Here is a 17,977-nt window from a genome sequence, read left to right on the forward strand (position 1 = left end):
CCAGTTGATGGAACAGACCGCCGAACCCGTACTCGACATCAGAGGATTGCGAACGATCTTCCGCATCCGCGGCGGCGAGATCACGGCGGTCAACGATATCGACCTGACCGTTGCCGCCGGCGAGACGCTCGCGCTCGTCGGCGAATCCGGCTCCGGCAAATCGGTCACCAGCCTGTCCGTTATGCGGCTGCTGACCCGCAACATCGGCGTGATCGCCGCAGGCAGCATCCGCCTTGCGACGGGGGACGGCGTGGTCCGCGATCTCGTCTCCCTCGATGAAGAGAGCATGCGCAGGATCAGGGGCGACGACATCGGCATGGTGTTCCAGGAGCCGATGTCGAGCCTCAATCCCGTCTTCACCATCGGCGACCAGATCGCCGAGCCGATCCGCATCCATCGCGGTAGCGACCGCAAGGCGGCGATGAACGCAGCCGTCTCGCTGCTTGAAAGCGTCGGCATACCGGACGCTCGACGCCGCGCCGGCCAATATCCGCACGAACTGTCGGGCGGCATGCGCCAGCGCGCGACGATCGCCATGGCGCTCGCCTGCGATCCGGCGCTGCTGATCGCCGACGAGCCGACCACGGCGCTCGACGTGACGATCCAGGCGCAGATTCTCGACCTACTCCTCAAGCTGCAGCGCGATCGCGGCATGGCCATGCTCTTCGTCACCCACAATCTCGGCGTCGTCGCCGAAATCGCCCATCGCGTCGCGGTGATGTATGCCGGCCGGATCGTCGAAGAAGGGCCGGTCGGCGAGGTGTTTCGCAATCCGAAGCATCCCTACACGATGGGCCTTCTCGCCTCGATGCCGCGTCTTGGCGATGCGGCGCAGATGAAACAGGCGGGCGAAAAGCTCGCCGCCATTCCCGGCATGGTCCCGAGCCTGATGAACATGCCGATCGGCTGCGCCTTTTCCCCGCGCTGCAAATTCGCGATCGATGCCTGTCGCGCTGCCGTTCCCGCGCTCGAACAGGTCAATCCGCAGCACCGCAGCCGCTGCATCAGATGGCAGGAGATCTAGATGAGCGCACCGCTGCTCTCCGTCCGCGACCTTTCGAAACATTATACTTCCCGCGGCACGCGGCTGAACATTCTTGAGGGCATCTCCTTCGATATCGGCAAGGGTGAAGTCGTCGGGCTTGTCGGCGAATCCGGCAGCGGAAAGACCACGATCGGGCGTTCCGTCCTTCGCCTCGTCGAACCGTCGTCCGGCAGCGTCCGTTTCGACGGGACGGAACTCACAGCGCTTTCCGCCTCCGCGCTCAGACGGCAGCGGCCGCGCATGCAGTATATTTTCCAGGACCCCTTCGCCAGCCTGTCGCCGCGCATGACGATCGGCGAGATCCTGACGGAAGGCCTGAAGATCCAGGGGATCGGCACCGCCCGCGACAGGCTCGAGCGGGCGCGGTCGGCCTTGGCAAAGGTCGACCTGCCCGCCGATGCGATCAATCGGTACGCGCATGAATTTTCCGGTGGGCAGCGCCAGCGCATCGGGATTGCCCGCGCCCTGACCTTGTCGCCTGAATTCATCGTCGCCGACGAGCCGGTCTCGGCGCTCGACGTATCGATCCAGGCGCAGGTGATCAACCTGCTGCGCGACCTGCAGCAGCAGCTTGGCCTGACCATGCTGTTCATCTCGCATGACCTTGCCGTCGTCGAATATATCTGCGACCGGGTGATCGTGCTCTATCTCGGCCGCATCATGGAAATCGCGCCGAGTGCCGATCTCTATGCGAGACCGCAGCATCCCTATACGCGCGCGCTGCTCTCGGCGATTCCCTCGCCCGATCCTGATGCCCGCCGTAACAGGCAGATCCTGAAAGGCGATATTCCAAGTCCGGCCAATCCGCCGAGCGGATGTGTTTTTCGCACTCGCTGTCCGAGCGCGCTCGATGCCTGCGCCGGCGCCGTTCCGCAATTGCGGGAAATTGCGCCCGGCCACTTCAAGGCCTGCATCCGCGACGACCTCAATTGATCCGTCATCCATCGGAGAAACAAGAGATGAATGCGAAGACGCCGCGTCCCGCCATCAGCGGAAACTGGGCGAGCCTGCTTCTGCCGATCGCGGCCGATGACAGCATTGAATTCGACAAGCTCGGCGAAGAGATCGACATCCTCATCGATGCCGGCGTCGACGGTATCTATTCGAACGGCACTGCCGGCGAATTCCACAATCAGACGGAAGCGGAGTTCGACAGCATCCAGGCAATGCTGGCCGAGCGCTGCAAGGCATCTTCAACGCCATTCGTCATCGGCGCCTGCCAGCCCGACCCGCTGATCATGCTCAATCGCGTCCGCCGTGCGGCCGCGCTAGATCCGCGCGCCATTCAGGTCATATTGCCGGACTGGTGGCCGCTCACCGATGCCGAAGCGGTCGACTTCCTGAAACGAACGGCCGAGGCTGCCGACAGAATTCCGCTCATCCTCTACAATCCGCCGCATGCAAAACGGGTGCTGGCGCCAAGGGAGCTCGGCATGGTCTGCGCGGCAGTGCCTGAGGTGATCGGCATCAAGCTCGCCGATGGCGACGCCTCCTGGTATGCCGAGGCACGCCGGCATCTGTCCGGGCTGTCACTCTTCGTCCCCGGCCATCATCTCGCAACCGGCACCAAGGAAGGTGTGGCAGCAGGCTCTTTTTCCAATGTCGCCTGCCTTAGTCCCCGCGGTGCTCAGGCCTGGACGGTCTCGATGCGCAACGATATCGACGCCGCACTCGATCTGGAACGACGCATCTGCACGTTTATGGACGCGCATATCGTCCCGTTTCGCCAGGAATTTGGCTATTCGAATGCCGCTCTCGACAAACTTTTGAGTGCCATCGGCAATTGGGGACCCGTGGGCACCCGTTTGCGCTTTCCCTATCGGTCGATAGACATGGCGGAAGCGGTCAGGTTGCGACCCATCGCACGCTCCGAACTCCCCGATCTTTTCCCCTGAATTTGTTGAGAGCAATTTCGGAAAAACTGCGAAGCGGTGTTTCGTCCATCATCGCGTAAAACGAAAGGTTAGATCGCCTGCGCCGGGCTTGGCACGAAATCAACGTCGTTTCTTGGCCAGATGCGAGTGTTATCCGGAGGTGGAAATCAAAATCGGTTAGAGCAGCGCGCATCCGATGCTGCCCCTTCCTGCTGTTAGAGCATGGCGCCGGAGGCACTATGCTCTAACTGTTTAATTCAGGCCTAAAATCATCCCGCTCTAATGTGCATGAGCGCCGCCCGGTCGGGACACTTTTTTCAACCCGGCTCCAGCTGCAGCGGTGTCCGCCAGGGACGCATCGCCGAGCGAGATGACGCCGGTAAGCCGTTTGTCACGATTGACGACGGGAAGGCGGCGGACCTGGACCTGCCCCATATTGCGGGTCACCTCGTCGACATCTTCGTCTTCGAAGCAATATTTGACATCGCGCGACATGACATCGCGCACCTTTGCATCGCCCCCGAGTCCGTCGGCAAGCCCGCGCACGACGAGATCGCGGTCTGTGATGGTTCCGACGAGCCGGTCGTTGTCGCCGACCGGCAGGAAGCCGATCTGCCTGTCGGCCATGCATCTCGCGATCTCGGCTATCGTCTGATTAGGGTTAGCGATTTCTACATCGCGCGACATGATCTCTGACACTTTCATGGTCTTTCCTCCTGCCTTTTGCGGTTAGTGGACGTCGAATGTTCCGGTGAGAGTCGTTTCAGACACGATGTGGTTGCGGCTCCTGCTGCGCACCCGGCAGACGATCTCTCAGCGTATGAAGAACCGCGCCGAGCACATGCCAGACGAGCTGCCAATGAGGCCCCTGCTCGGCGATCAGATCGTCGTACCGCATATTTGCGGTTTGCAGCGTTTATCGAAGACGGCGACACCCCAAGCGCTCATGGCTGCCACCCCCCATGATGATGGTTCGAATCTATCAAACCAGTCAGGGAGACGAAAGTTCCGGAAGCCATCGATAAATGCTCCGGCCGCATCGTCAGGAATCCGACGTGCCCTCCTCCTCCACGAATATCCCCCAAGCGGCGATGAAGAGAGCGGCTATCAGCGGCCCGATCACGAAACCATTGATGCCTATAGAGAAATGCCGCCAATGGTGGAAATGAGGACAACATAGTCGGGAAGCTTGGTCTTCCTGCCGACCAGGGACGGCCGCAGAAGATTATCGACAAGACCGATGACGAGGGCGCCTACCGCAACCAGTACAATTGCCTTCACCCAAAAGCCGGCCAGAGCCAGCTAAATGGCCGTGGGGACCCAGATCAATGCGGCGCCAACCGCAGGCAGCAGCGACAGGAAACTCATCAGCACGCCCCACAGAAGGGCTGGCTCGACGCCGAGGGCCAAGGCGATCCCGCCGATCGAACCCTGGATGATGGCGATGATAATATTGCCTCGCACGGTCGCGTGAACGACCGAAGTGAATTTGGAGGTGAAGCGAAGTGTATGGGCATCGCTGAGAGGCAGCGCTCTTCTGATGGCGCGGGCAAGGGCGCGCCCATCCCGGAACATGAAGAACAGGAGATAGAGCATCACGCCGAAGGTGACGAAGAACCGCAGGGTGTTCTGACCGAGGCTCAGGGCGCGTCCGGCAAAAAAACCGCTGCCCTGCATCAATGCCGAGGAAACGCGGTCTTGAAACGTATCGACGCCGTTCAGCTCGATGCTCCGGAGCCAGTCGCGAAGGAACAAGGGCAATGCTTCCTGCAGGTTATGTATAAAGCTCCGGACGTCGATCTCGCCAGTGTCCATACGTTGGTAGAGATGGTTGCCCTGCTGGACGAGTGAACTGAGGACGATCAGCCCGGGAATGATAACGACGCAGAGACAGATTAACACAGTCAGCGCTGCAGCAAGGTTTCCCCGCCCACCCAGCCGAGCCTCGATACGGGCGTGAAGCGGGAAGAAGATGATAGCGAGGACGACTGCCCAGAATATCGCCGAATAGAACGGTAGCACGACGGCGACGAACGCAATGGTCACGAGGACCAGAAGCACATAGAAACTGACACGCTGAAGGAGCATTCGTTCTTTCCGCTTCGAGACCGCGATGATCGTAGCACAGATAAGGCGACAACGCTGGGCCTCCCTTCCATCCTACTCTAACGGCTCATTGCCGTAGGCGCCGTCCCGCAACCGGCCGGAACTTCTTCTTCCGACTTTAGTTATGCGGTTCATGTTAGTGAAGCCACTCCAGCCGACGCTCGGAACAACAATTCACGTTGAAGATCAGGATGTTCACATCCTCGACGGTGGCAACTCACATGGCATTCCAGTCGTCCTCCTGCATGGCTGCGGCAGCCTTGCGCAGGAAATTTTGCTTCCCTTCGACAACAGCGATTTCCGGATCATTGCACCCGACCGGCCTGGCTATGGACTGAGCACGCCGCTTGCACCGGCTGAGCGTGGACCTGAGGGACAGTCCTTCTGGCTTGAACGCCTTCTCGCGTCTCTTGACCTGCCGGAGGTGAGGATCGTGGCGCACTCGATCGGCAGCGCAGCGGCATTACACCTTGCTGCAAGAAGACCAGACCTCGTCAGCGGACTTTTTCTCATTTCCCCATGTTGCGCGCCTGTGCCATCGAAGCCATTGATTGTGCTTAGATCGGCGGTCGCTCCGGTGGTCGGGCCGTTGATCCGCCAGCACGTCATCGGCCGGTGGCCAGCATTCTTTCTTGATCGAGGTCTGAGGTCGTCCTCTTTTCCAAATCCCCTGCCTTCTCATCTCTCGGGCCTGCCGGCCTCACACGTGGTCAATCCCATTACCATACGCACGATGGCCGACGAGTTGCGCGCCTTCAACCGAGACATGGAGCGCCTTCCAGATCTGCGTGGCGATCTTCCTCTGCACGTTCTCTTCGGGATGGCGGATCGCGTGATTTCACCGAACTGGCATATTGATTGGCTTTGCAGGAAGCATCCGGGGCCGATCGTCAGATTGCTGGAAGGTGTCGGGCATTTGCCCCATCATGTGGTTCCTGGCGTTGCGCGAGAGATGCTTTGTGATCTTGTGGAGGCATTCAAAAGAAACGGAACTGCCGCGTGTGAAGAGCATCGGCTCGCAGGCGGTTGCGGAGAGAGTACATGCCGATCTTCAGAGGAGACGAATGCCCGGCCCTTTAACTCGAAGCGCCGCGGTATTCCAGAGTAACGATGCGGCAATATCAGACACAGGAGGCCCGTGACCCGATCTCCGCCTTTAGGGAGGAGATGATTTTTCTGTTGTGGCAAATGAAAAATCTGATTTACTGACGCTTCGCTGCTTGGCTTTAAGGGGGATATTGCCGATGCCGTGGACTCGCAGAAATATTGTGCTTGGTGGGTTGGCGTTGCTTGGTGCGGGCGCGATCCGGAAACCGGCATTCGCCGCCGCGTCTTCCTATTTCGATGGCACCGCTGTCGACAATGGAGTGACGTTCCGAAGAACCAACTTCGCCAAGATCGACAGGAAGTGGCACCGCCAAGTCGTCAAATATTTCAGCAGCGAGCCGATCGGCACCGTCGTCGTCGATACGAGGCACCATTTTCTCTACGTGATCATGGAGAACAAGACGGCCATCCGCTACGGCGTCGGCGTCGGCCGCGAGGGCTTCAAATGGTTTGGCCGCGCCACGATCGACGCCAAATCGCTTTGGCCGCGCTGGACACCGCCGCCGGAGATGCGCAAGCGCCATCCCGAACTGCCCGAATTCGTGGCAGGAGGCTCGCCGAAGAACCCACTCGGCCCCCGCGCCATGTATCTGCATCGCGACGCCGTCGACACGGGCTATCGCTTCCACGGCACGTTGGAGCCGTGGAGCATCGGCAAGGATGCCTCCAGCGGCTGTATCCGCATGTTCAACGAAGACGCCATCGATCTTTACCAGCGTTGCCCGATCGGGACGGCTGTGCAGGTTTTGCCGCATATTGCCGACCAGGCTGAAAGCGCCACTCAGGTCAGCCAAACAACCCCGGTCGAATAAGGAATATTCCCCGATGTCTGCTACAACAGGATACGCGAGGCGCCTTCTCGCCGCGGCCATGCTCTTGGCGCTCGCCGCCTGCTCCACCACTGAGATCGCCTCTTTGGAAGAACCTGCGGCTGCGCCGATGACCGGGCAAACCAACGATCCCGCCCCCGGTTTCGAGAATGTAGGGGCCGGCAGTGAAGAGGATTTCATCCTCAATGTCGGCCGACGGATTTACTTCAAGCAAGACTCTGCCGCGCTCGATTCTGTCGCCATGGCGACCTTGGATAACCAGGCCATCTGGCTGAACAAGAACCCGACTTGGCTGCTCAAGCTGCAGGGATTTGCCGACGATTCCGGTTCCGCATCCCAAATGGAGGCCTTGTCGCAGAAGCGCGCCGATGCGGCGATGGCTTATCTTGCCTCCAAAGGCGTGGATGCCAGGCGCATGTGGGCAAAGGGTTACGGGAATGAACGCGAAGTCCGCGACTGCACGGAGCGCTCCTGCAAAGTGCAGAACCGGCGCGTCGTCTCCAATCTCCGCAAGCAGCCCGACGCCGTCTGATCTCTTCGCGAATGCCCTCCGTGCAAAAGGGGATGAAGCCACGTAATTTGCGGCAAGACGACGTCGCGTAGGAGCATTTGCGGGGAATGCGGCGAAGCCGGTATGGTGGTCCGCCGGACAAAGGGCCGGCCACCAAGCCGGCCCTCCTGCATCCAACTCAATTCAGGATCGCGCTACCGGAGCCGCGGCTCCGGAGCGGAGCTTGTCAAGAAGCTTCGAGAGCACACGCTTTCCCGCATCCTTTGCGTTTGCCCCACGGCGTTTCCTGATTTCGACGGTAAACGGCTTTTTCCGGGACTTCATCGAGAAGCGCTCCTTAAGCCACCTGGCGCTCGGCTTCGATCTGAAGGGGCGCTTGCTGAAAGGAGCCATCTCCGATGGCGATTTTGCGCGGCTTCATGGCTTCCGGCACCTCACGCTTCAGCGCGATGGCGAGAATACCGTTCGTCAAGGACGCGTTCTCAACCCTGACGTGGTCCGCGAGTTCGAAGCGACGTTCAAATGCGCGTCCGGCAATGCCGCGATGCAGATATTCGCCATCCTTCCCTTCGGTCCTCTGGCCTTTCACCACGAGCACGTTCCGCTCCTGGGTGATATCAAGGTCGGCCTCGGCGAAACCGGCGACTGCCATCTGGATGCGGTAGTCGTCTTCGCTCGTCTTGACGATGTCATAGGGTGGCCACGTCTCGATCGCCTGCAGCCGCTGCGCATTGTTCAGGAGATTGAAGACGCGGTCGAAGCCGATGCTGGACCGATAAAGGGGTGCGAAGTCAAGTTCGTTTCTCATAGCCATATCCTCCGTAAAGCAACATGGAATGGAGACGCGTCGAAAGCCGCGTCCCCGGTCTGGTCGACCCGCCTTTGCGCTGCCGACGAAAATGATCTGGTTTCGAGCGTTTTTCGATTCAAGAGGACGTCTAAAAAATTTTTTGTCGACGCTTCAGGCAGACCGCATGCCTCTTGAACGCTGTTTTCCTTCACCTAAATCGGGTGGTGCCTGGAGATGTTCTTCGCTTGTGTGGAAATTTTTGGGAGAAGTTCATGACCGGCAAAAGCATCAGCACGACCACTCCGGATGGCGTCATCGAGGCGATCTCCGCCTCGCACATCCTTCATCCCCATCTCCATTTCACCTCTCTGAACGAAGTTCTCGCCGCCGACATCTCTGCGCAGGAGAAGAGAGCGATCCTGGCGTCATGGGCTTCGGATCTCTATGCGGTAGAGTCTGTTCCGGAACTGCGGCAGCCGCCTGGCGTACCATCCCCGGTGCATTATGCCGACATCCTCGCCGCGCTCAAAGCCCTTGATGGCGGAGGTGGTATGGCAGGTCCTGTCGGAAAAGGGCTCCGACGCTCTTGTCCTTGGATGACGAGCCATATCCGAGCTCGTTGAACTCTGGTGGAGCGATAGTCGCGCTCCTGTCGACTTATCGAGCGCGCCCCTTGGCGATCGAATGCGACCGCGACGCGACATGGCGGCGTATCCGGTGTGCGACTACGGCTTACTGCGAAGGCGGCAGCAGATAGGCGCGTGGTGACGGCAGATCGATGACGAACCTGATATCCGCGGCATTTGCCGCAACGATCAGTTGGTAGTCGCCGGGCTCAATGCGGAAGGCCCCGGCTTCGACATCGAAATAAGCGAGATCACGTGGCAGGATCTTCAATTCGGCCGTGCCGGTCTCGCCGGGCTGCAGCGAGAGTTTTGCGAAGGCGCGCAATTCCTTCTCCGGCCGCTCGACGTTGGACTTTGGCGAGCGCACATAGAGTTGGACCAGTTCCGACCCGGCCCGGTCGCCGATATTGGTCAGATCGAGGTTGACGGTCACGCCTTCGGGACCCATTTCACTCGCCGACAGCTGCGGCTCGCTCCAGCCGAAGCGCGTATAGCCAAGGCCGAAACCAAAGGGGAAGAGCGGCTCGACAGCGCGTGTATCGTGGTGACGGTAGCCGACGAATACGCCTTCGGCATAGCGCACATGCCCATCCTTACCCGGATAGACGGCACGATCGCCCGTCATGGCGGAATTGTCGGCAAGCGCTTTCGGGAATGTCTGCGGCAGGCGCCCGCCGGGCTCGACGTCGCCGAAGAGGACATCGGCGACGGCATTGCCCAGTTCCTGCCCGGGATACCAGATCTGCAGCACGGCGCGAACCTTGCCGAGCCAGGGCATTTCCACGGGGCCGCCGGTCTGCAGCACGACCACGGTGTTGGCGTTGACGGCCGTAACCCGCTCGATCAGTTCCTCCTGCTTACCCGGAAGCCGCATGTCGGGCAGGTCCAAGCCTTCGGTATCCCATTCGCCGTCGCGGCCGACGAAGAGAAGCGCCACATCGGCATTCAGCGCCGTCTCGACGGCGTCCGCGATATCGGCCTCGCCCAAAGGCTTTTCGACGCCGAAGCGAATGGCCGTGAGGTTGATCCCCTCTCCGGTCGCCACCGGCGGATCATACTCGACGGTGACGGCATGAGCTTTGCCCGCATCGAGCGCTACCGTGCCGCGCTGTTCGTCATTGGCCGTGCCGAAATAGTTTTCGCCGCGCGTCCAGCCGTCATGGCCATCGACCATGAGCCTGCCATCGACGAAGAGCCGCGCGAGTCCGGCATTGGTCATGCCGAAGACATGATCGCCGCTCTCTTCCGGCACGAATTGCATCGTCATCCGAGCCGAGAAATCGGTGGGGTCGAGCTCGGCCGACGGCAGCTCGAACCAGAAGAGCTCACCCTTGTCGACGGTCTCGACGTGAAGCGGAGTGCCCTGGCACCCACGCCCCTTGAAATATTCGACGGTGATCTTTCCCTTGGCCACTTCGATCAGACGGTTATGGCGGCAGCCGACGGCGTGGCTGACGCTGTTGGCATTGGAAAGGGCGGCTCGAATCCCTTCGAGCGGGCTGACTGTGTAATGGGCGGCGATCTGGGCGCTGCCGCCGCCCATAACGCGCGCGCTCGCGGCATTGGGTCCGATGACGGCGATCCGGTCGAGCGACGTCTTGGCAAGTGGCAGTATGCCGTCGTTCTTCAGCAGAACTGCGCCTTCCGCGCCGATGCGCCGGATCAGCGCCCGATCTTCCGGCAGATCGATCGCCTGCTCCGCGAGGTCGGGCTTCTTCTCGAACGCGCCGACCCGCTCGAGCAGAAGCAGGATGCGCCGCGCTGCCGCCCGCACGGTGGCGGCTTCGACCTTCCCTTCACGAACGGCGGCAACCAGTTTCTCGCCGCGATCGCGCGCCGGGCCGGGCATTTCGAGATCGAGACCGGCATTGATCGTCTCGGCCGTAGAATGCGAACCGAACCAGTCGGACATGACGATGCCGTCGAATCCCCATTCCTGGCGCAGCACCTTGGTCAGCAGCCACTCATGCTCGCTCGTATAGGTGCCGTTGAGGCGGTTATAGGAAGACATGACGGCCATCACGCCGGCGCGCCGGACGGCCTGTTCGAAGGGCGGAAAGTAGATTTCGCGTAGCGTCCGTTCGTCAATATCGGAAGACATGGTCTGCCGCTCGATCTCGGATTCGTTGCCGGCGAAGTGCTTGATCGTCGCCGCGATCCCCTGGCTCTGTACGCCCTTGATATAGGCGACGGCGAGTTCCGCGGTCAGCATCGGATCCTCGGAATAACATTCGAAATTTCGCCCGTTGAGGCCGGAACGATGAATATTCACCGTAGGCGCGAGCAGTACGGCGGCACCCTTGCTCTTTGCCTGGTGGGCAATCGCCACGCCCATACGCTCGACCAGATCGGGATTCCAGGTGGCGCCGAGCGCGATGGCGACAGGAAAGCAAGTCGCCTTGACGCCGCCGACCAGCGAACCGGCGCCGCGGGCGCCATTCGGTCCGTCCGTCACCTTGATCTTCGGCACATCAAGACGCTCGACGGGAACCGTCGTCCAGAAATCGGCGCCGGACAGCAGGGAGACCTGCTCCTCAAGCGTCATCTTATCGAGAATGGATTCGATCATGCAAACCTCCCCTTCAATGGAATTCGGGCATTGCGCATTGCTGCCCTCTGCCAATCCATCCGCTGCCGGCGCCTATTTTCCTGGCAAGGCAGTTCTTAAACCTACCGATTACTCGGTATTTTTAAGATGTCAACCGATGAAGCCTGATATAGGAATAGAGAGCGCCGGAGAAATCGGTGCGAGGGTTGCCGATCGGTAGCTTGCCGCTAGAAGAAATCGACGGGAGAGACGATGGCAGAGTTTCTTGAATCGAAGACCGGACAGGACGAAAAGCGAAGGCGCAGATCTCGCAAGGGCGAAGCGCGCCGCGCGGAGATCCTGACGGCAGCGATGCGGCGTTTCGCCGAAGACGGCTTCCAGAATGCCGCCATCGGCGATGTGGCCCGCGACGTCGGCCTGTCGCTGCCCGGCCTGCTGCACCATTTCCCGACCAAGGTCGATCTCCTGCTTGCCATTCTGGACAAGCGCGATCGCGAAAGCGAAAGCTTCATCGGGCCCCATCGTTCCGATCTCCGCGGCCTGCTCAATGGCATGGTCGAGGTCTTCCGTCGCAACGCCGCAATGATCGAGGTCATCAGGGCCTTCGCCATCCTGAATGCCGAGAGCCTGATGAAGGATCACCCGGCCAAGGCATGGTTTCTCGATCGCGCCACCCAGCTGCAGAATGACATCGCCGCGACCTTCGAACAGGCCGTTGCCGATGGGTCGATAGACGGCAAGATCGATGGCAGAGCGATGGCGGCCGAACTGATCGCCGTGATGGACGGCCTTCAGATGCTCTGGCTGCGCGACCCCGCGCGCTTCGATATGGTCGGCGGGTTGGAAGCCTATATCAGCCGCCTGTTGAGCAGCCTTGGCCTGCAGGGCTGAGCCTTGGCTAACAGCTCTGCTCGCGGGGTGGTCGAGGATAGCGCCTTATCGAAACCTGCCTTCCATCAAAGCGCGCTAACCAGACCATAATGCGGCTTACAGCTTCGTAATACCTCTGCCCGACAAGCAGACCCGTATGTGTCGTACCCCAGAGACCTAGATATTCCCCACCGATGTGGCGTGCTGTCGCCAGGCCTCGATGATCATCGGGTTCGTCGTTGACGGCGCAAATGACGAGGCCGGGGCACGTGATCTTCTCGCCTTCGATGGAAATCCCCTCAGCCCCGAAATGAAAGGAAAATGCACTGAATGCCTTTGCAGATTCCATGGACAGGTACTTCCGCTGGAATTCGATATCCTCGAATGTTTCATCGACACTGATTTGCTCGTCGCGCATGGGAGCAGGCACGACGAGGCCGGGCATTCGCAACGCGAGATCGCGATAGGGCGCCTCCGCATGCACTTGCCTGCAAATGCTGGAATCGATCAGCACGAGCCCGGCTATCTTCACGCTTTCCGCCAATTTCTGGCTCAGGATTCCGCCCATGCTGAATCCGATCACGATGGGAGGAGTTCCACATCCTTCGACGATTTCGGAGATCACCAGCCGGATGTCTTCCAGGTAATCTTCAAACAGGATTTTTGTGAAATCCACCGACCTGCTTTTGTAGTGGCCCCGCAGGTTAATGCAATAAGAGTTCCATCCAGCCGATATGAAATGAGGAATGTATTTGCTCCACATCCAGCTCCCGGTAAAGGCGCCATGGACGAAGAGCAAAGGCGGCCGAACGGACTGTCTTGAATTACCGCACCCATAAAATATTTCCAGAAATAGGTCATTCTCTCCGATGTATTTTTCCGTGTGCTCGGGTCGTTCTTTTGCATAGTCCCGCATACCGCTCACTCCTTTGATACCGGCCGGCCGCGTGTCGAGACAGAGGATATTTCCTATGCAATATTGATCAATCCCGGCTCTTGGACTTACATAAAGGACAAGATGTCTTCAATTGGGTGCTGATGTGGAGAGTCTCGCAAGCGTTGTCGCCTTCGTTTACGCCGCCGAACAGCAGAGCTATGTCGCAGCCGCCAGGGTTGCCGGAGTTTCGCCATCCGCGATCGGAAAGGCAGTGGCGCGTCTCGAAAGCCGGCTGGGCGTGCGGCTCTTCAACCGGACGACGCGCAGTATCGGCCTGACCGAGGAAGGAGCGGTCCTCTACGAGCGCTACAAACGCATCATCGATGACATGGACGACGCAGAGGCCACAATCTCACGAAGCCGGGAGCGTCCAAGGGGGCGCCTTCGCGTCAGCGTCCCGCATATCGTCGGGCATCACCTTCTCATGCCGATCCTGCCCATTTTTGCCGAGCAGTTTCCGGAGATCGAACTGGACATCGATTTCGAAGACAAGGTCATCGACCTGGTCGCAGAGGGCCTGGATGTCGTCGTGCGGAGCGGTGAGCTTGCCGATGCTCGATTGATTGCCCGCCATCTTGGCGACCAGCATTTCGTCGTCTGCGGAAGTCCCGATTATCTCAAGCGTCATGGACGCCCGGAGACCCCGGATGACCTCTCCCAACATGCTTGCATTCACTTCAAATACCCATCCAGCGGCCGGCTCGCGCCGTGGGCATTCCGCTCACCATACGATCGGGTAATTTTCCCAAGGAGCCTTACATTCAACAATACGGACGCAGGGTTGCGGGCAGCACAGGACGGTTTGGGGCTCGCGCATCTGCCTGTCTACGTCGCAGGGTTCCATATGCGAACCGGAAGTTTGGTCCCGGTCCTGACCTCCTTCATGGTGCCGTACGGCTCGCTCTCCCTCGTCTGGCCCTCCAATCGTCAGCTTTCACCAAAAGTCCGCGCTTTCGTGGATTTTGTAGTTGCGAACTTTGCCGCCCGACCCGACGTTTTTCGACCGCTGGATGTGGCTGGCAGCTCATCCAATTCTGGGGGATAGCGGACGCTTTCAGGAGCGCCCGCCAATTCTTCAAATCGTGGTGCGACCGCCGTTCTTGCCATAGGCCATTTGATTCCCGGCACGTATGGCGGTCAGGCGTCAGCCATTTCGCAGCTTCCAGGTCCGGATTTCGAATGGCATGATGTCGGCAGGTCCCTTCCGCTCCATCGGCTCTTCGAGAATATTCAGCGGCTGCGATGCCGCCCATCCGGACGGCAGATCAAGGGAGAGGCTGCCGCGCCGGCCGGCCGGTTCATAGAGGCGCAGGATGAGGCCGTCGCCCTCTTCCGCCGGCTTCAGGCCTGAGAACGCGACGGGGATGCCGGTGACCGCAAGCGGTGCGAAAGTGGAGGCAGAGAGGCCGCTGGATTCGGCCGAGACGAGCGGCTGGTTGAGATCGATCGCCTCGTCGAGAACGCCGCCTTCATGCCAGGCGCCTTCATGCGGCATCAGCGCATAGGTGAAGCTCTGCTCACCTTCGTCGGCGAGCGGATCCGGATAGATCGGCCCGCGCACGAGGCTCATGCCGATCACGTTGCCGCGGGCGCTATGGCCGTATTTGGCATTGTTGAGCAGCGCGACCCCGAAGTCCGGCTCACTGATATCGACGAAGCGGTGCGCGACGGCCTCGAACATCGCCTGCTCCCAGGACGTATTCGTGTGCGTTGCCCGCTCGACGATGCCGAAGGCGCATTCGAAGGTCGCCTTGCGGGCCAGTGCTGCGACCGGGTTCAGGGTGCGCAGCAGTGTGCGACGGTCATGCCAGTCGATCGTCGTTTCGATGTCGAGCCGCCTGGCATTGGCCGTGAGCACATAGGTCTGCGTGACGCTGGAATTCCGGTAGCGGTAAACGACCCGGATCGCTGCGCGGTGCGGGCCGTCTTCAGCGAGGGTGATACTGTCAGGCGCGTCGAGGCGGACGGCCTTTTCGGAATAATCCGCGTCGATATCCCAGGCATCCCAGTTGCGCGGCTTGTCGGCCGGATAGACCCAGAGCTGGTTTGCCGAGCCGTCGACCGCTTCCCGACCCGTGGCCTTGTGAACGAGGCTGGCCACGGCCCCGTCCTTGCCGATGGTGACGGAGAGGTACTCGTTTTCGAGACGGTCGGGGCCGGCCTTGAGCCCGCCCGCCGGCTTGAGCGAGCCTTTGTCGAAGACAGCAACGGACAAGGGCGCGACGAGATCGGCGGCCGCAATGACCGTGCCGTCGGAGAGTGTCGCGCTGAGCGGCCTCGGCGAAAGCGACGGATTGACGACGACGAGGGCATCGCCAACCCCGCCCTTCGGCAGCTTGGCCGATAGCGCCCGCAATGCCATCACCTGTTCGGCCTTGGCATGGTCGATGACGCCGTCCAGTTCCTGCTCTGCATCCTGATAGACTTCGCGGATGCTCGAGCCCGGCAGAATGTCGTGGAACTCGTTCTTCAGCACCACGCGCCAATCCGCCTCGAGGCTTAGGGGTCTGTCTGCTCCGAGCATATGCGCCAGCGAAGCGATGGTTTCGGCGGTGATCAGCGCCCGTTCGGCCTGGCGATGTTTGCGCTTGACGCCGCTTTGCGTCGTCAGCGTTGCGCGGTGCAGTTCGAGATAGATTTCACCGTCCCACACGGGGAGGCTCTTTTCCCTCGCGGTGCGGTGCGCCTGCTCATAATAGCTTTTGACGGTGCCCCAGCGTGCCTGTGGGATCGCCGGGAAATCGCGCAGTTGCACCTCGCGCTCGACCATCTCCGGCGTGACGCCGCCGCCGCCATCGCCATAGCCGACGGCCAGAAGCGACGTATCGTGCTGCGTCTTGCCGCGGAAATTCTTCCATGTCGGCACGAAGCAATCGGGCTGCACGAAGCCGTTATAACCCTGCATCGGATTGTCGAACGTATGAGTCAGCACCTGGCTGCCGTCGAGGCCCTTCCACCAGAAGAGGTCGGAGGGAATATGATTGGTCTCGCTCCAATTGACCTTGATCGTGAAGAAGCTGTCGATGCCGCCCTGTCTCAGGATCTGCGGCAGCGCGCCTGAAAAGCCGAAGCAATCCGGCAGCCAGCAGACCGTATGGCGCGTGCCGAAGGTCTTTTCGAAATAACGCTGGCCATAGAGAACCTGACGGGCGAGGCTTTCGCCGGTCGGCATGTTCGTGTCGGGCTCCACCCACATGCCGCCGACGGTTTCCCACTTTCCGTCTGCGACCTTCTGCTTGATGCGATCGAGAAGCGCTGGGTCTTCCTCTTCCATCTGCGCGTAATAATGGGCAGTCGATTGATTGAAGCGGAAATCGTCGGAGCGCTCCATCAGCGACAGGGCCGTATTGAAGGTGCGCCGCATTTTCCGCCGCGTCTCGCGATAAGGCCAAAGCCAGGCGAGATCGATATGCGCATGGCCCGTCAGCAGCAATTCTCCATTCGGGGGAAAGCGCTTCTGCAGTTCCTTCAGCTTTGCCATCAGGGCATCGAAGGCTGCGGCTGCCGAAGCGCTTTCCTCGTCCGTGAGACCCGCCGGATTTTCCTGGAGCTCCGGCAGTTCCCAGATCTTCTGCTGCATGACCGCGCCAGATGTGCGGGAGATATAAGCCGCCGTATCCGACGGCCAATCGAGACTGCGCAATGCATGCTCGGCGGCATCCATCAGATGCGGCACGACTTCATGTTCACCCAGCGAATCGATTGCCTCGGCCACCTGCTTCAACAGAAGATGCAGGCGGTGAGCGGGACCATCGAGCCAGATCAACCGAGCCTTGTTGAGCCTCGGAGCGCGATTGGGCTCGCCGAACGGAAAGCGGGCGACGGTTTCCGTTGCGATCGAAAAGCGGCGGCCCTTCACCGGGAATTCCTGATGATAGGGATCGAGACCGAATGTTTCCGTTTCTCCATCGGGATAGCTTAGCGTAATCAGGCTCTCGCCGCCGAGATCGAGCTGCAGGCGAAGGTCCGCGAGAGGCCACGCCTGCGGCGCTTCAGCGGTCGCGGCAAAATGCACTACCCCCTGGTGGTGCGGCCAATCCTGGTGATGTGCGATCGGCTCGCCCTCGAAAGTCCAGCCGTCGATCACGGCACTTTGTCGATCTCGCCAATGCGCCAACTCGGCAATGCGAACTTTCAGACGATCGAGGCGCTGGGCAATGGTCAGAGGCATGGCTTATCCTGTTGAAAATCGACGGCTGACAATCTTGTCGTCATGCTTTTGGGGTCGTGGACATGGTTTTGGGGAGATGAAGATGGCGCCGACATCGCGATTGCCCGGCCCCTCCTCCAAGCGGGCTGCAGAGTCTTAGATTAAGTAACTTTGATTTGGCGTCAAGCCCGTAAGAGTGAACCGCTCCGGGTTTTACCGGATGTCGCCGTCACGCCACGTTCTTGCGAAAGCCGCTTGCTCGACCAGACGCTCTCGTGCGTGAGGCTTTTCCGCGATCCAAAGGTTTGGTGGGACGACGCAGCCAACGCCTATCGCATGATACTCGGCGCATCGATCGAAGGGATCCCGCGGTGTTGTTGTTCGGTTCCGGCGATGGCCTCGTTTGGCAATATCTCAGGCCGCTCTATCGTGCGTCGGTTAACTTCCCCAGGAAGGCGCGCGTGCGGTGGAATGCCCGGATTTCTTTCGGCTGAAACGCTGCGGCCTTCACCGAATAACGAGATCTTGATCAACAACAACAGTTATCGAAACCCCGGTCGGCCCTATTTGACCGAGAATTGCA

General features: G+C 60.3%; 14 protein-coding genes and 3 pseudogenes. 10 read left to right on the top strand and 7 right to left on the bottom strand.

The annotated features are described in order from the left end of the window. The first annotated feature begins 7 nt into the window (after positions 1-7). The 3 genes from G9X64_RS14475 to G9X64_RS14485 are packed head-to-tail and all read left to right on the top strand — an operon-like array spanning position 8 to position 2,940. The gene (locus G9X64_RS14475; protein WP_171376768.1) at positions 8-1,024 is read left to right on the top strand and encodes an ABC transporter ATP-binding protein; all 1,017 of its coding nucleotides are present in this window, start codon (positions 8-10) and stop codon (positions 1,022-1,024) included. Then, positions 1,025-1,978: an ABC transporter ATP-binding protein gene (locus G9X64_RS14480; RefSeq protein WP_171376769.1), complete on the top strand. Its 954-nt coding sequence runs from the start codon at positions 1,025-1,027 to the stop codon at positions 1,976-1,978. It abuts the gene before it with no gap. 26 nt (positions 1,979-2,004) lie between these two features. Next, positions 2,005-2,940 (top strand): dihydrodipicolinate synthase family protein, encoded by a 936-nt coding sequence (locus tag G9X64_RS14485; RefSeq protein WP_171376770.1) that lies wholly within the window; start codon positions 2,005-2,007, stop codon positions 2,938-2,940. 258 nt (positions 2,941-3,198) lie between these two features. Here the strand turns inward: G9X64_RS14485 and G9X64_RS14490 are convergent, their stop codons facing one another. The 3 genes and pseudogenes from G9X64_RS14490 to G9X64_RS14500 form a co-directional block, all read right to left on the bottom strand. Next, positions 3,199-3,624: a CBS domain-containing protein gene (locus tag G9X64_RS14490; protein WP_171376771.1), complete on the bottom strand. Its 426-nt coding sequence runs from the start codon at positions 3,622-3,624 to the stop codon at positions 3,199-3,201. 58 nt (positions 3,625-3,682) lie between these two features. Beyond that, positions 3,683-3,817, bottom strand: a complete 135-nt coding sequence (locus G9X64_RS36995) for a hypothetical protein (RefSeq protein ID WP_281360225.1) — start codon at positions 3,815-3,817, stop codon at positions 3,683-3,685. Between the two features lie 144 nt (positions 3,818-3,961). Next, positions 3,962-5,007, bottom strand: a pseudogene (locus G9X64_RS14500) (AI-2E family transporter). Between the two features lie 142 nt (positions 5,008-5,149). Here G9X64_RS14500 and G9X64_RS14505 point away from each other — a divergent pair. The 3 genes and pseudogenes from G9X64_RS14505 to G9X64_RS14515 all read left to right on the top strand — a co-directional run bounded on the left by G9X64_RS14505 (position 5,150) and on the right by G9X64_RS14515 (position 7,494). After that, positions 5,150-6,105, top strand: a pseudogene (locus G9X64_RS14505) (alpha/beta fold hydrolase). A gap of 164 nt (positions 6,106-6,269) precedes the next feature. Further along, complete coding sequence (locus G9X64_RS14510) at positions 6,270-6,944, top strand: L,D-transpeptidase (RefSeq protein ID WP_171376772.1); 675 nt, start codon at positions 6,270-6,272, stop codon at positions 6,942-6,944. Positions 6,945-6,957: 13 nt separating this feature from the next. Next, positions 6,958-7,494 (top strand): OmpA family protein, encoded by a 537-nt coding sequence (locus tag G9X64_RS14515; protein WP_168308938.1) that lies wholly within the window; start codon positions 6,958-6,960, stop codon positions 7,492-7,494. 316 nt (positions 7,495-7,810) lie between these two features. Here G9X64_RS14515 and G9X64_RS14520 read toward each other — a convergent pair whose 3' ends face one another. Then, on the bottom strand, positions 7,811-8,281 hold the full coding sequence (locus G9X64_RS14520) for an Hsp20 family protein (protein WP_171376773.1): 471 nt from the start codon (positions 8,279-8,281) through the stop codon (positions 7,811-7,813). A 254-nt stretch (positions 8,282-8,535) separates the two neighbouring features. Here G9X64_RS14520 and G9X64_RS14525 point away from each other — a divergent pair, with 254 nt between their 5' ends. After that, positions 8,536-8,886 carry a hypothetical protein gene (locus tag G9X64_RS14525; protein ID WP_171376774.1) on the top strand — a complete coding sequence of 117 codons (351 nt, stop codon included), beginning with the start codon at positions 8,536-8,538 and terminating at the stop codon, positions 8,884-8,886. Positions 8,887-8,995: 109 nt separating this feature from the next. On the opposite strand, the gene G9X64_RS14530 is transcribed toward G9X64_RS14525, so the two are convergent. Then, positions 8,996-11,458: a glycoside hydrolase family 3 C-terminal domain-containing protein gene (locus tag G9X64_RS14530; RefSeq protein WP_171376775.1), complete on the bottom strand. Its 2,463-nt coding sequence runs from the start codon at positions 11,456-11,458 to the stop codon at positions 8,996-8,998. Between the two features lie 231 nt (positions 11,459-11,689). Here G9X64_RS14530 and G9X64_RS14535 point away from each other — a divergent pair, with 231 nt between their 5' ends. Beyond that, the gene (locus G9X64_RS14535) at positions 11,690-12,328 is read left to right on the top strand and encodes a TetR/AcrR family transcriptional regulator (protein WP_171376776.1); all 639 of its coding nucleotides are present in this window, start codon (positions 11,690-11,692) and stop codon (positions 12,326-12,328) included. Between the two features lie 7 nt (positions 12,329-12,335). On the opposite strand, the gene G9X64_RS14540 is transcribed toward G9X64_RS14535, so the two are convergent. Continuing rightward, on the bottom strand, positions 12,336-13,223 hold the full coding sequence (locus G9X64_RS14540) for an alpha/beta hydrolase (RefSeq protein WP_171376777.1): 888 nt from the start codon (positions 13,221-13,223) through the stop codon (positions 12,336-12,338). A gap of 124 nt (positions 13,224-13,347) precedes the next feature. Here G9X64_RS14540 and G9X64_RS14545 point away from each other — a divergent pair, with 124 nt between their 5' ends. After that, the gene (locus G9X64_RS14545; protein ID WP_171376877.1) at positions 13,348-14,289 is read left to right on the top strand and encodes a LysR family transcriptional regulator; all 942 of its coding nucleotides are present in this window, start codon (positions 13,348-13,350) and stop codon (positions 14,287-14,289) included. 99 nt (positions 14,290-14,388) lie between these two features. On the opposite strand, the gene G9X64_RS14550 is transcribed toward G9X64_RS14545, so the two are convergent. After that, complete coding sequence (locus G9X64_RS14550; protein ID WP_171376778.1) at positions 14,389-17,415, bottom strand: alpha-mannosidase; 3,027 nt, start codon at positions 17,413-17,415, stop codon at positions 14,389-14,391. Positions 17,416-17,682: 267 nt separating this feature from the next. On the opposite strand from G9X64_RS14550, the pseudogene G9X64_RS14555 reads away from it, so the two are divergent. Further along, positions 17,683-17,890 (top strand): annotated as a pseudogene (locus tag G9X64_RS14555) (glycoside hydrolase family 32 protein); the annotation flags it as partial. Between the last annotated feature and the right edge of the window lie 87 nt (positions 17,891-17,977).

The organism is Rhizobium sophorae (assembly GCF_013087515.1).
Taxonomy (GTDB): Bacteria; Pseudomonadota; Alphaproteobacteria; order Rhizobiales; family Rhizobiaceae; genus Rhizobium; species Rhizobium sophorae.